Annotated in this window: 8 protein-coding genes; 1 reads left to right on the top strand and 7 read right to left on the bottom strand. The window is 34.5% G+C overall.

Going from position 1 to position 14771, the window contains the following annotated elements; translation table 11 throughout:
• Positions 1-154: 154 nt before the first annotated feature.
• The 5 genes from WFZ86_RS15855 to WFZ86_RS15835 all read right to left on the bottom strand — a co-directional run bounded on the left by WFZ86_RS15855 (position 155) and on the right by WFZ86_RS15835 (position 5883).
• A complete protein-coding gene (locus tag WFZ86_RS15855; protein WP_342692831.1) occupies positions 155-475 on the bottom strand; it encodes a hypothetical protein in 321 nt (106 codons plus the stop codon).
• Positions 476-946: 471 nt separating this feature from the next.
• Positions 947-2149, bottom strand: coding sequence for a T9SS type A sorting domain-containing protein (locus tag WFZ86_RS15850; protein WP_342692830.1), 1203 nt, complete (start codon positions 2147-2149; stop codon positions 947-949).
• 381 nt (positions 2150-2530) lie between these two features.
• Entirely contained in the window at positions 2531-3673 is a 1143-nt protein-coding gene (locus tag WFZ86_RS15845) for a PQQ-dependent sugar dehydrogenase (RefSeq protein WP_342692829.1), read from the bottom strand.
• Between the two features lie 388 nt (positions 3674-4061).
• Entirely contained in the window at positions 4062-4580 is a 519-nt protein-coding gene (locus WFZ86_RS15840) for a hypothetical protein (protein ID WP_342692828.1), read from the bottom strand.
• Between the two features lie 226 nt (positions 4581-4806).
• Positions 4807-5883: a hypothetical protein gene (locus WFZ86_RS15835; RefSeq protein ID WP_342692827.1), complete on the bottom strand. Its 1077-nt coding sequence runs from the start codon at positions 5881-5883 to the stop codon at positions 4807-4809.
• 313 nt (positions 5884-6196) lie between these two features.
• Here WFZ86_RS15835 and WFZ86_RS15830 point away from each other — a divergent pair, with 313 nt between their 5' ends.
• A complete protein-coding gene (locus tag WFZ86_RS15830) occupies positions 6197-6385 on the top strand; it encodes a LuxR C-terminal-related transcriptional regulator (protein ID WP_342692826.1) in 189 nt (62 codons plus the stop codon).
• A gap of 1 nt (position 6386) precedes the next feature.
• On the opposite strand, the gene WFZ86_RS15825 is transcribed toward WFZ86_RS15830, so the two are convergent.
• Positions 6387-7301, bottom strand: coding sequence for a PorP/SprF family type IX secretion system membrane protein (locus WFZ86_RS15825; RefSeq protein WP_342692825.1), 915 nt, complete (start codon positions 7299-7301; stop codon positions 6387-6389).
• Between the two features lie 3 nt (positions 7302-7304).
• On the bottom strand, positions 7305-14762 hold the full coding sequence (locus WFZ86_RS15820; RefSeq protein ID WP_342692824.1) for an HYR domain-containing protein: 7458 nt from the start codon (positions 14760-14762) through the stop codon (positions 7305-7307).
• Positions 14763-14771: the final 9 nt, after the last annotated feature.

Genomic DNA, 14771 nt, shown 5'->3' with positions numbered 1-14771 from the left:
ATATGCATGTTTAAATTTTGCCTTAGCAACAGGTTTAATTGCGCAGTATGGTGTTGAGTGTGTCGCAAATTGTATAGTAAAATTTCTAAAATTGGGTAATCCATATCATTTTCCTCTTCACCTTCTTTAAATCTATCATTAGCGTTTTCTTCATTTAAGCCATATACAATTTGCTCACATTTTTTCTACTTTGTTTAAGATATTCTAGAATTTCTTTCTTGCTATAATCTTTATCAGGTTGTAAGTTGTCAATAGCTTCTTTTGGTTTATCCTTCAATTCTTTTGGAGTAAAAGGAAGTAATGGTGAAAAATTGGTAGGTGGAATTGTTGCGTAATAGTCTAAAAAAATAGCACTATGAAAAGCCAAATAATAGAACTTTCTGTCTCTAATAAAATAGTCATCAGGGCACTTGTCAATTACATTAATAAGCATATCAATACTTGCACCAAACTGATTCCATACTATCTCTTTCATTTTATTTGTCATGTATCTTTTTATTTTGATGGATTATACTATTTATGTTATTCGAAACAACAATGCTATTGTCTGCAATATGCTGTTATCTTTGATTTCTTTCAAAAACACTCAAAATGCAGTTAAGCATTAAAGAAAAGTTCGGTATTTTGGTCTGTCACTAGATTAGTAGTCTGTCTAAAAAGAGTAAAATCTAATTCAAAAACACATCTCGTTTTCTAAAATAGAATGTAATAAACTATAGCCAATAATGTAACGTACATCCTGCAGTAGAAAACGATAAGTTTTGGTGACTTTTGACTCTTACTCGGATTTCAAAACGAAACTAAAACGCTATGAAGTCGTAGATATTCGCAGCGCAGAAGTCACTAAAAAAGATCAAGTTTCCTAAAAGCTCATCCTGTTTTTTTGTGGCAAAAGTAGATCAACTGGCTAAAGTTACGCTTATGTGTTGAATCCGCAGATTATAAATTAGGGTATGAAAATTTTACCTTGAGATGTTTTTTCTTTTGTTGTTATTTTATAAAAATAGAGACCTGAGGTTACATTGTTTTTAGTTACAGCAAAATCCTCTTGGGTATTCGTTTCGACTTCAAACACAAGTTTCCCCGAAATATCAAATAATTTGCAGTTTAAGCCTAATTTCAAACCAGTATTATTTTTATATTTTATTGATTGAGTATTGCCGTCCCAGTATAAAAAATCATTTTCTAGTTCATTACTTGCTGTGCTCAAAATAGCTTGAGGGACATCTTTCCAAATTTTGAAATCATCATACAATACATTTAAAACACCATTATTTGCAGTTACGTAATTTACCAAATTAGCAGCGGTGTATAATTTAAAAGGATTTATAAAATCAATTCCGTTTGTATTTGCTTCATCGGGATGATGTGTATAATTATTAATTTCAAACAACACAACACTTGGCTCTCCATCTGGGGTTATTGAAGCTCTAAATTTGCCATTTGTAGCATTTCCTTCGATAATGTGTGTTTCAAGTATAAACCATTTTTCTACTGGTATCGCTACATTTATATTGGTATTATCCCAAATATAAATCCAAGTATTTGTTGTTGGGTCAAACTTTTGCGCATAAGCCCGTATGTTTAGGATTTGGCTATTAGCATTTAACTTTCTTATGTTTAAGGAAATTCTAAACGGATAAGGATCGTTAGTCCAATTGGGAGAATTCCAAAATTCCATTATTGTAAACCAATCAAATGAATTAGGCATTTGTTTTAAGATATTAATATCTGATGGTAAATACATTTTTACCGAAGTCAATACATTTTTTAATGCATTGTTGTTATAAATGCAAGCTTGAACACGACCAAAAGTATTAGTGCTATTAGGTATTTTGGACCAAAACTGCATTACTTTATTTGTTGGATTTAAAGGGTCGCTCACTATTGTTGCCCCTCTTGAAGTAGTAGCAGCATCGTCAAACTGAATGACCGAATAGCCTATATTAGGATGTCCGTCTAGGTGAGTTTTCCAATTGTTGTTAGTTGGTAAAGAAGTGTCTGTTCCCAAAATATCCGATGTTGTAGTAGTTACTGGCATAATACTAACATTGTTTTCAAAACCTGAATTAAATATAAGTTGGGGCGTTTGCGATTGTGCAACAGCATATATGAACAAAACCAATAACAGAGCAGTGTTTTTTTTCATTTTTTCATTTTTAAATTTAACAAAAGAATGGGATTGTAGAATACGTTTTTTTGTTAAAATAGATAATATTCTTAAAATTAACAGTGTTGCCAGTTATATTGCATGAAGGATAATAGTCAATCTTATTGAGTTAATGGAAAAAGAAAAAATTCAGAAGATTTTTCCTCATTTTCTTTATTAATCTACAAAATCTGTGTGAAAACAAAAAGAGCAATTCCTTAACTTAATGACATTTGGATAATACTGTAGCACTTTTTTTATAGCCTAGGGTAAAAACCTAGGCTATAAAACTAGAGCTGATAATTATAAAAATCGGGCGACTTTTGACACTTGTACGGATTACAAAACGAAACTACAATGGTGTGAAGTTGGAGCCATTTTTTATTTAGCGGTCAACTCAAGTAACCTACCTCCGTCTTCCACGCTTACATATATCTTACCGGCAGGTCCCATTTTTACGTTCCGTACTCGGCCAATATTTTCTAGTAAAATCGTTTCATTGCCAGGCACTCCATTAGCCATACTTATCATAAGTAATTGACGGCGTCCCAGGCTTCCCATTAGCATATTGCCGTTCCAATCTTTGTATGAAGTGTGATTGATAAAGGTTAGACCTGCGGGTGCAAGTGCGGGTGTCCAGCTTTTGAGCGGTGCAACAATTCCTGTAGCATTATGTCCATTGCTAATAGGAGTTCCATTATAATTAATGCCATTGCTATAAAGTGGCCAGCCAAAATTTTCACCAGCTTGAACGCGGTTAAGCTCACAGCCGCCACTTGGTCCATGTTCATTTACAAAAAGACGTCCTGTACTTGTTTGAAAAGCCATGCCCTGAGGATTGCGGTGACCGTAACTGTAAATGGTACTTGGTGCTGTTTGTCCGGGAAGCAATGGATTGTCATTTGGTATAGTCCCATCAAGATTTAATCGATGTATTTTCCCCCAAAGCGTATTAAGTCGTTGTCCATTTTGATGTGGACTTGATGCTCCACCAAGACTAGCGGTTCCGCCTTCTCCCACACTCCAATACAATTTACCATCAGGTCCAAACGCAATTCTGCTTCCAAAATGACCATTCCAAGTAGAAGCCGATTCAGTAGTTAGGATCACCTGCCAATTGGTAGCTACATTTCCATTTAATGTAAACTTTGCAAGCGAAAGAAAACCGCCTGTAATACTATAAGTTACAAATACATTGCGGCTTGTAGCGTAATCTGGCGAAATGGCTACATCGAGCAATCCACCCTGTCCCACTGTCGAAATATTAGAAGGTAAACCCGTAATCATCGTGTTGTTTTGTGTTGTAGTATCAAACAACTGCATGGTTCCAGCTTTTTGCGTAAACAGCAAGTTGCCATTGGGCAGTACATCAAATCCCCAAATAATACCCTGATTGCTTAGCAGGGTTGTTATCTTGATCTCAGGTGTGCCGGTTAAAGGAGGGGTTATAACCGGGGGAGATGGTGGTTCAGCATCTTTTGAGCATGAGGAAAGAAACACTACAAATGCAAATGTTAGTTGCATGAGCCACGCTTTTTTAAATGAGGTAAAAGTATTGATGTTCATTTTAAGTGATTTTTCTTTTTGTTTCATAACAATTGAAAATTAAAATTGTTTACCAGTTTATAATTACGGTCGTTTTATGCATACCGTTAACGGTTTAGCAGTATAGCGGGTACTATCGGTCTTCGAAGTCTTACGATTTCGTATTTTTTAATCTTTTTTTGATATGTAAAGCTAGTAAAAGTAACTCGATTTTTTTACGTATGTGTTTAGAATTTAAAAAGGTATAACTAATGATAAAAAGTGTTTTCTATAAAAGTCAGGAGACTTTTGACACTTACAAGGATTACAAAATGAAATAACAATGCTGCGAACTCGGCACATTCGAAGAGCTTGAACGACAAATTAGCTAGACTTTGAGTAGCGGGATTTGTGTAATCTGATAGTTATAATTTTTATTTAATTTATCTAATAAATTATTTAATTCTTTGATATCAATTTTAGTAACCGTTTCTAAAACAGTTCCATTATCAAATTTAATAATTAAGACTGCTTTATTGTCTTCCTCGTATCCAATTTCATTCAAATTAAATATGATGTTTTTAAAACTAAATTCTTTAATTTTATCCTTAAACCAATTATAGTCTGCTATGTAATTCAATTGATTTTCAGATATTTTTATAATTTCTTTTCCATATGTATTCCAAAGTGAAATCCTTAGCATAAAGAAAGAAATTAAACCAAAAACAAACAAGAACACTAAATTAGAAAATTTCAATCCATTTCCACTTAAAAGATTAAAAGTAAAGCCACTTAATGGTAAAAATATTGAAAGAAAAGTTATAGTATATAAAATTAATCTTCCAAATAGAGGGGACTTTTTTACGCTTAAAATCAACGTGTTATTATTATATTGAATTTGATTCATTTTTTATTGAATTATGTTTTTGAAATATAAGAATTTATTTTATTCTTTTTTTTATGAATATTGCCAACATTCATAAAAAGTTTATTAAAAAAGTAAGTCAAATATTTGTATTTGATATCCTAATTGATAAGAATTTTAATTAATGAATCTGAGCTTTAGTTACTCAAATATAAAGTAACTTTTAAAATTCAAATCCATCATATTGTCAAAATTCGATTAGTAGAATTTATTTTTGATACGATTTGTAAATTTCACTTTTTACCATTTCATTTTCTTTTTCCATTTCAATTTTCTTGAATTCTTTTTCGAAATTTCCTTTAAAGTTTTCTTTCAAATTAGTTACTCCAAGTTTTTCAATACAATAAAGAAATCTATAAATGGAGTCTTCATTATTTTTGCTATGGCTAAAAGAGAACCAAAATAGTTGTGCTGCAAAATCATAAATTTTTAAATCCATTGCTATTTCAGCATATTTATAAATGTCATTTAATCGCTCTTTTTTATCTTTGAATAATCCTCCAATTGAGTTTCTTCTGAATAATAGATAAGCATCTTCGGGATTTTGGGAACTTATGGGTAATCCATAAAATGGATTATGGTCTAAAATATTGTTTTTCTTTTTATTCCAGTTTTCAATGCTATTTAGTTTTCCTTCTCCGTTTTTTTTATTTAGCTCGCTTTGAGAATAAAATAACTCAAAGTTAGCCCAAGCTGAATTTGGGTATTGTTTTAATATTTCGTTATAGATTGAAATCGCTTTATCAAAATTTCCTTTGTCGTGTTCAGTAATTCCTCGATAGATTTCTGAATTAAGCTGTTTATTAAATAATTCTAATCTTATTGCTAAATCATTTAAATATTTGTCAGCATAAGTTTCTTTTTTTGAAAACATTTTTATAATCTCAATATATTTGATTGCGTAATCAAATTCTCCTTGTGAAATTAGCATAAAAATTTTTGTTACTGGAATTAGTTGATTTCCAGATTCCATTTCCATAATTGCTCGCCAAAAATCTGAGTTGTTTCCAGTTAATTTTAGAATCTCTTGTTGTTCTGAAAAACTAGTTTTGGATATAAGATTTCCAAAATTTTTAACTCCAGCGAATTTTTCTTCTACAATAGTCTGATAACCACTCAAAATTGGTAATACTTCTTTTATTGCATAAGTTTTATTTAATTCAAATTTCTGCTGTAATGTTGCATTTTTGTAATCTTGAATATTTTGTACATCTTCAGTTTGAGACAAAAGATTTAAATGTATTATTAGTAGAGGTAATAAGTAAAAAAAAGTTTTCTTTTTCATTTTTATATTTTGTTTTTTCTCATATTTTTTGAGATAGTTTATAACGGATAATGAGTGAAAAAAACTTCCACTTTTCTCTTTCAAAAATAGTCAAAACGGCTTAATATAAGAAAGAAAAGTTGTATGTGCTAAAATATATAAATACTAATTTTCCTGAAAAGCGGTAAAAAGTAGTTTAGAAAAAAGATTCGTTTTCTAATGTAGAATTTAAAAAGCCTATCACTAATGCTGAACAGCCAATCCCATAACTGACAACGATAAAAATCGGACGACTTTTAAGACTTGCACGAATTTCAAAACGAAACTAAAATGCGTGAACTCGAGACATTTGCAGAGCGGGGTGCTTATTGTTCAAGAATTTACAGGAAGCGAAATTGCCGAAAAAACATTTATCAGTCTCAATACTGTAAATACCCACCGGAATAATTTAATATCCAAACTGAATGTAAAAAACACGGCGGGATTGGTAAAATACGCTATTGAATATGGTTTATTGGATTGATTTATCGTTCGTAACCATCTCCAAAACGATAATTCAATATGATGCCGTGGGTGTTGATATTGTTGTATCCTTTAAGTGCATAACTATAATTATATAGAAATTTAAAATTAGTTCCTACGTGAATTCCTGCTAATAAATTAACTGTTTCGCTGGTTCGATAGCCTACTCCAAACTCCACTTTATTTTGATAATTGACCATTAGATTAAGATCTGCCTGAAGTGGCACTCCCGAGACATACTTGATCAACACACTCGGATTAACCATAACATCTTCTAAATGAGTGGTGAAAAAACGGTATCCAAAATAAGAGTAATAAGCCGTTTTCAAGTTAATGCTTCTTTCCGAAGACACCGTAGAACCCAACAAATTGGGAGCTGAAAGACCAAAATAAATACGGTCTTTATTGTATAAAAAACCAACTCCCAAGCTAGGCATAAATTCATGGATATTCTGCTGAAACTCGGGATCATCCAAAATTCCCAGACTTAATAAATTTTCATTGTACTGAATTCCACCAGCTGTGATACCAAAAGAAATAATATTAGGATCATAAGCCCACCATCTTCCTTGTGCATATTCAGTATCAAAAAATATTTTATACGAATACGAACCAAAAAAACTAACAGCAGTGGAGACACCAATTTGGTCAACAGACACTCCTCCTGCTAAACCTAAATTTTTAGATCGAAGTGGTGCATTTATCGTTAAACTTAAATTTTGTGGACTGCCATCTACTGAATTAAAAAAACCTGAATTGACCAGAGTAGCATCTATATCCTCATAGTAACCTGCGTGGGCTGGATTTATAATTACCGTATTGTAACTGTAATTTGCAAAAACTGGGGTTTGCTGAGCAAAACCAAAACTCGATTGTATTAAAAATAAAATCGCTATTGCCTTATATATCTTAATCATTATTTATCGTTTTAAAACCAAGAATCCCTTAGTCTTTTTTAGATGATGTGTTCCTTCTATTTTTATTTCAAAAAAGTAAGTTCCCTCTGGAAGTATGTCGGCTCCCATATCTCTTTTTCGGTTGGCAATACCGCTAAAAACATTAGTTGTATTGTTATAATTTTTAATTTGAAAAACTAAGTCGCCCCATCGGTTATAAATGTAAACTTCATTATTCGGATACTCTTCGATAGTATCAATTTTCCAAAAATCATTGATACCATCATCATTAGCCGAAAGACCATATTTAGTATCGTCATTCTGCTCAGGGTCTACATAAATTGTTACACTATCGGTTGCAGAACAACCTCCCATATCGGTATAAACAACTGTATAGGTAGTAGTTTCTAACGGACGAGCTACAGGATTGGCAATAGTAGTATTGCTAAGTCCTTTTGATGGGGTCCAACTAAAATATCCATTGCCTGAACTAGTTGCATTAAGCAATGCTGTTTGCCCCTCGATAATATATATATCACTTCCAGCCGAAACACTAACTGGTAATTGTTGAACTTTGAAATTACAACTACTACTATTTCCTGAAATATCTCTCGCAGTCATCGTAATGGTCATTCCATCCACAAAAGGACTTCCTGCAACTGGGTTTTGAGTAATTGCTGGATTGGTATCAACATTATCAGTAGCAGTAATTAAACTGGTGTAATCTGGTATAGTAGCCGTTCCGCAAGTTAAAGTTTGGTTGCCAACACAAGTGATGACTGGCTTTTGGGTATCTGCAACTACCGAAGCATTTATTATAAAACTACAAGTTTCAAAATTACTAGATACGTCTGTGGCAGTCATTGTAATGGTCATTCCAGACACAAAAGGACTTCCTGCCACTGGATTTTGGGTAACTTTTGGTGAAGGGTCACAATTATCGGTCGCGGTAACTAAACTTTTGTAATCTGGAATCGTAGCTGTTCCGCTTGCTAATGTTTGATTGCCAGCACAAGTGATAATTGGTTTGATTATATCGGCTGAAACATTCACCAAAAAACTACAGGTTTCAAAATTACCAGATGCATCTGTGGCAGTCATTGTAATGGTCATTCCATTTACAAAAGGACTTCCTGCAACTGGACTTTGAGTGATAACTGGATTGGCATCAATATTATCCGTAGCCGTGATTAAATTGATGTAGTTAGGAATTGTTGCTGTTCCGCAAGCTAAAGTTTGGTTACCAACGCAAGTGATGATTGGTTTCTCAGTATCTGCAACTACCGAAGCATTTATTATAAAACTGCAAGTTTCAAAATTACTAGATACGTCTGTGGCAGTCATTGTAATGGTCATTCCATTCACAAAAGGGCTTCCTGCAATTGGATTTTGGGTAACTTTTGGCGAAGGATCACAATTATCGGTCGCTGTAATTAAACTTTTGTAATCTGGAATCGTAGCCGTTCCGCTTGCTAAAGTTTGATTGCCAGCACAAGTGACAATTGGTTTTATTATATCGGCTGAAACATTCACCAAAAAACTACAGGTTTCAAAATTAGCTGATGCATCTGTGGCAGTCATTGTAATGGTCATTCCATTCACAAATGGACTTCCTGCAACTGGACTTTGAGTGATAACTGGATTGGCATCAATATTATCCGTAGCCGTGATTAAATTGATGTAGTTAGGAATTGTTGCTGTTCCGCAAGCTACGTTTTGATTGCCAACGCAAGTGATGATTGGTTTCTCAGTATCTGCAACTACCGAAGCATTTATTATAAAACTACAAGTTTCAAAATTACTAGATACGTCTGTGGCAGTCATTGTAATGGTCATTCCATTCACAAAAGGACTTCCTGCAATTGGATTTTGGGTAACTTTTGGCGAAGGGTCACAATTATCGGTCGTTGTAATTAAACTTTTGTAATCTGGAATAGTAGCTGTTCCGCTTGCTAAAGTTTGATTGCCAACACAAGTAATAACTGGTTTGATATTATCTACACCTTGAATCACAGCAAAATTACAAGTTGTAAAATTACCTGAAGCATCAGTAGCACGTAAAGTAACTGTCACAGCACTTCCATAAGCGCTCCCTGGTACTGGACTTTGTGTAATTACTGGATTGGCATCACAATTATCGCTAGCTGTAACCAAACTTCTAAAATCAGGTAAAATATATTCGCAAGAGGCGAATTGAGTTCCTAAACAACTCATAGTAGGTTTTGTAACATCTGCGGAAGCATTAACAATAAAACTACAAGTAGAAACATTATTCGAAGCATCTGTGGCAGTCATTGTAATGGTCATTCCATTTACAAAAGGACTTCCAGCGACTGGACTTTGAGTGATAACTGGATTGGGATCAATATTATCCGTAGCATTGATTAAACTGATGTAGTTAGGAATTGTTGCTGTTCCGCAAGCTAAAGTTTGGTTGCCAACGCAAGTGATGACTGGCTTTTGGGTATCAGCAACGGTTGAAATGTTAAACTTACAAGTTGCAATATTTCCGCTAGCATCTGTAGCTGTAAGGGTAACTTCTTGACTTACTCCATCAAAAAGAGTTCCTGCAACTGGTGATTGAGTAATGATTGGCTTATTATCACAATTGTCTGTTACTGTTACAATTTTAGTATAATCTGGTATAGGATCGTTAACTGCCAGAACCTGATTAGCAGGACAATTGGTTATGGTTGGTTTTTCGGTATCGACAGTTTTTTTACCAAAAACAACATAAGACATTCCTGGATCTTCATTAGGATTACTATTATATACCGTTTTTGTACTTCCAATAATAATATCATCTACAGTGTCTCCATTTACATCACCAATAAAACTTGCACTGTATTTTGGCGAATAACGAGTGCTTATTTTTAGCCCTTGAGAAGCATTGAGCGAGAAGATATCCAACAAAGGATTCCAGTTTGCTTTTCCGTAAATAAGATATATTGTTGCATTATTATATGGTAAAAGATAGTCGTCAAAACCGTCCTGATTAAAATCGCCAAATGAACTATACGTATGGAGATATTCAAATGTACTTCCATTCATTTTAAATCCGTTTGTACCATCCAAATCTTTCAAATCTACTACGGCAGGTGTAGTACTTTTTCCGAACAATACATAATTATTCATACCAATATCATTGAGTGAATCTCCATTGAGATCTCCTGCACTTCTTATTTCAAAATAGTACGATGTTTCTAGAGGACTAACTGAGTTTTCAATTTTGAACCCATTGGATCCATTTAATGAATTGGTGTTTATTGTTGCAGGAAGACTAGCCGATCCATATATAACATATCTAAACTTATCCTCACCCGAAACAGCAACATCAGAAATACCATCACCATTTACATCGCCCACTCCTGCTAAATTTGCTCTAACATCGCCTTCAATGATACAAGAATTGGAAGAATCTAAACTTCCTATATTTACAGTAGCAGGGAAATTAGAGCTTTTTCCAAATAGAATATAGGTTTTTCTGACATTCCCAGATCCTTTATTTAAAGTAGCAATTGCGATATCACTATGAGAATCATTATTGAAATCACCAATACCGGCAACGCCAAATCCTAAGATTTCATAACTCGTTTGCCCTAAAATTGAAAATCCATTTGTGCCATCTATAGACGAAACTGGAATAGAAGCTGAAAAGCCTGTTGTTTTGCCGTAAATCACAAACACTCTGCCTGCTCCACTAATACTTCCAGTCTCTCTTTCTGAGGCACTCACTATAAGATCACTTACTCCATCTCCATTTATATCTCCAGCATCACTCACATCAAAACCAGTTCTGCTTGGCCCAGCTGTATAATCATTAGTAATCTGAAAACCATTTTGTCCATCTAAATTAGCGAGATTTATACTTGCTGGAAAACCAGTTTTTGTCCCAAAAACAACATAACAACCTTCTGATCTTGAGTCTCCTGGAGCGCCAATTGCAAAATCGGACATTCCGTCTCCATTTATATCTCCAACAGGAGTTGTACTGAATCCTGCTCTTGTGGCTACGGTTTCTCCATAAAGAGTAAAGCCGTTACTGCCATTCAATTCATTTACATTGATAGTTGTTGTTTTACAATCAATATCAAATCCACCGGTTTTTAATTTAACCAAGAAAGTACAAGAACTTGTATTGCCTGATTTGTCTTCAACAGTAATGGTAACATTGGTATCAGCAGTAAATAATGTTCCTGCTACTGGAGTTTGAGTAAAAACCAATTCCCACTGTTTTGCAATATCATCGCTTACAGCCTGTAAAAAATGAACATAATTAGGCAGCATCGAATTCGCATATAGTTCCTGAGTGGCAGGACATACTATAGCTGGAGGCAAATCCGGTCCAGAAGAATCAATGTTAAAACTGCAAGTTGCTTTATTTCCTGAAGCATCCGTAACTGTTAAAATAACTTCTTGAGAGACTCCATTAAAAACAGTTCCTGCAACTGGTGATTGTGTAACTATTGGGCTGGTATCACAATTGTCTGTTACGGTAATGGTTGACTTATAATCCGGGATTGGATCGAATTTGGTTAAAATTTTATCCGAAGGACAATTGGTTATAACTGGTTTTTCGGTATCTGTAATTTTTTTTCCATAAATAACATAGGCATATCCTGGATCATGATTAACATCAATATTATAAACATCATTGCTATTACCAATTATTACATCATCAACACCATCTTTGTTTACGTCTCCTGCAAATGCCAAATCATAATTTCGATAATATTTTAAACCTATTTTAAGCCCCTGAGAAGGTTTAAGATTGTTTAAAAAAGTATAGTCTATTGTGGTTGTCGTCCAATCCGATTTGCCATAAATAGCATAAAACGTTTGACTACTAATAAATCCAAAATCACCAATACCATCCTTATTAAAATCTCCTATTGAAGTTGTATTACCTGCAACTAATAATTTAAAACCATTAATTCCATTTAAATTTTTCAAATCCATTACAGCTGGAATGGTAGCACTGCCAAATAATACATAACTTTCATGCACTACAAGATCATTAATGCCATCTCCATTTATATCCCCTAATCTAGAAACACTAAAATAGCCATCCAAAGGAGAAGCAGTATTTTCTAAAATAAAACCATTAGAGCCGTTTAGCGAAGCTGTATTTATAGTCGCAGGAAAATTGGTTGAGCGTCCGTAAACTACATACTTACGGTGTTGATCTGAACCATTATAACTACCTAATCCAATATCTGGAAATCCATCACCATTAATATCGCCTAAACCAACAACTCTACTACCTACTTTTCCAACGGAAGCATCTCCTTCAATAACAAAGCCATTAGTGCCATTAATTTGGTCTGTTTTGATTTGAGCCGGAAAACCTGATGTTTTTCCATACAATACATAACATATACCATTTCCTGCCGAAGAATTTCCTGCAAGAATAGCAATATCATCTGTCCCATCGCCATTTACATCTTCTACTGATGCAATACTGCTTCCAGCACCTTCGTAATGTATTGCGCCTATCAAAGAAAAACCATTGGTCCCATTAAGACTTGACAATACTAATTCTGCTGGATAGCCCGAAGTTCGACCAAAAACTACATACGTATTTCCATTCTTAGATACGGAAGAAGTTACTCTGTATGGATCACTGACCATAAAATCTGTTATTCCGTCACCATTGATGTCTCCAGCACTACTTACATCATAGCCTGTATTTGGTTCGTTAGTAAAAGGAGTATCGTTACGAATTTTAAATCCATTGGTCCCATTCAATAACGCTAAGTCGATATTAGGTGGAAAACCAGAAGCATTTCCAAACACTAAATAAGCAGAACCTTCAATAAATTTTAACACATTATTTTTTCCATAAGAAAGGTCATAATTTCCAGGAGCTCCTATAAGAAAGTCTGAAATTCCATCACCATTTATATCACCAGCTGTAGAGACACTAAAACCTGTATTACCATCAGCTTTTTCTCCATAAATAGTAAAACCATATTTTCCATCAAGATTTAGGTAATACGAACTATTTGATTTACAATCCAAAACCACATTTGTGGTTTTTAGTTTAACTAAAAAAGTACACGAATTAACATTCCCTGATTCATCTTTAGCAGTAATTGTAACATTGGTATCCGCAGTAAAAATGGTTCCTTGCGGCGGTGTTTGTGTAAACACCAAGTCAACAGTATCGGTAATATCGTCACTTATACTAGTTAATGAAAAAACATAATTAGGCAAAGTGGAATTAGCAAACAATTCTTCCCCTGATGGACATCCTATTACAGGAGGCAAATCACTGCCTGAATTATTAACAATAAAACTACAACTCGCAAAATTTCCAGAAGTATCGGTAGCCTCTATTGTAACGGTCAAACCATTCGAAGCAAAAATACTTCCTGGTGCTGGATTTTGGGTAATTGTTAATGAAGTAGCGCAATTATCACTGGCGGTAGCCAGACTTCTATAATCGGGTAAAGCACTTCCGATAACTAAACTTTGATTTGTTGGACAACTTATAATTGGTTTAGTAACATCTGCCGAAGCATTCACAACAAAACTGCAATCCACAAAATTTCCTGAAGCATCGGTAGCACGCATCGTTACAGTCATGCCGCTTGTAAATGCACTTCCAGAGGCAGGCGTTTGGGTGATTGTTGGCGAAGCAGTACAATCATCAGTTGCGGTAACTAAACTTCTATAATCCGGCAAAACAGAACCACAGGAGAGACTTTGATTTGACGGACAAGTTATTGTAGGTTTGGTCACATCTGCCGAAGCATTCACAACAAAACTGCAATCCACAAAATTTCCTGAAGCATCGGTAGCTGTCATTGTTACTGTCATACCACTTGTAAAAACACTTCCTACTGCAGGAGTTTGGGTGATTGTTGGTGAAGCAGTACAATTATCAGTTGCGGTAACTAAACTTCTATAATCTGGCAAAACAGAACCACAGGAAAGACTTTGATTTGACGGACAAGTTATTGTAGGTTTGGTCACATCTGCCGAAGCATTCACAACAAAACTGCAATCCACAAAATTTCCTGAAGCATCGGTAGCACGCATCGTTACAGTCATGCCACTTGTAAAAAAACTTCCTACTGCAGGACTTTGGGTGATTGTTGGTGAAGCAGTACAATCATCAGTTGCGGTAACTAAACTTCTATAATCTGGTAAAACAGAACCACAGGAGAGACTTTGGTTAGGCGGACAAGTTATTGTAGGTTTGGTCACATCTGCCGAAGCATTCACAACAAAACTGCAATCCACAAAATTTCCTGAAGCATCGGTAGCTCTCATCGTTACTGTCATACCGCTTGTAAAAGCACTTCCAGCAACTGGGCTTTGGGTGATTGTTGGTGAAGCAGTACAATCATCATTTGCGATAACTAAACTTCTATAATCTGGCAAAACAGAACCACAGGAAAGACTTTGATTTGACGGACAAGTTATTGTAGGTTTGGTCACATCTGCCGAAGCATTCACAACAAAACTGCAATCCACAAAATTTCC

This window comes from Flavobacterium polysaccharolyticum (genome assembly GCF_038739875.1).
In the GTDB taxonomy this organism is placed as follows: domain Bacteria; phylum Bacteroidota; class Bacteroidia; order Flavobacteriales; family Flavobacteriaceae; genus Flavobacterium; species Flavobacterium polysaccharolyticum.
The sequence above is the reverse complement of the archived record's forward strand: the minus strand, read 5'-3'. Positions and strand labels throughout refer to the sequence as shown.

Coding starts and splice junctions, on each gene's coding strand:
- WFZ86_RS15855 (WP_342692831.1), bottom strand. CDS start 475: ATGAAAGAGATAGTATGGAATCAGTTTGGTGCAAGTATTGATATGCTT.
- WFZ86_RS15850 (WP_342692830.1), bottom strand. CDS start 2,149: ATGAAAAAAAACACTGCTCTGTTATTGGTTTTGTTCATATATGCTGTT.
- WFZ86_RS15845 (WP_342692829.1), bottom strand. CDS start 3,673: ATGCAACTAACATTTGCATTTGTAGTGTTTCTTTCCTCATGCTCAAAA.
- WFZ86_RS15840 (WP_342692828.1), bottom strand. CDS start 4,580: ATGAATCAAATTCAATATAATAATAACACGTTGATTTTAAGCGTAAAA.
- WFZ86_RS15835 (WP_342692827.1), bottom strand. CDS start 5,883: ATGAAAAAGAAAACTTTTTTTTACTTATTACCTCTACTAATAATACAT.
- WFZ86_RS15825 (WP_342692825.1), bottom strand. CDS start 7,301: ATGATTAAGATATATAAGGCAATAGCGATTTTATTTTTAATACAATCG.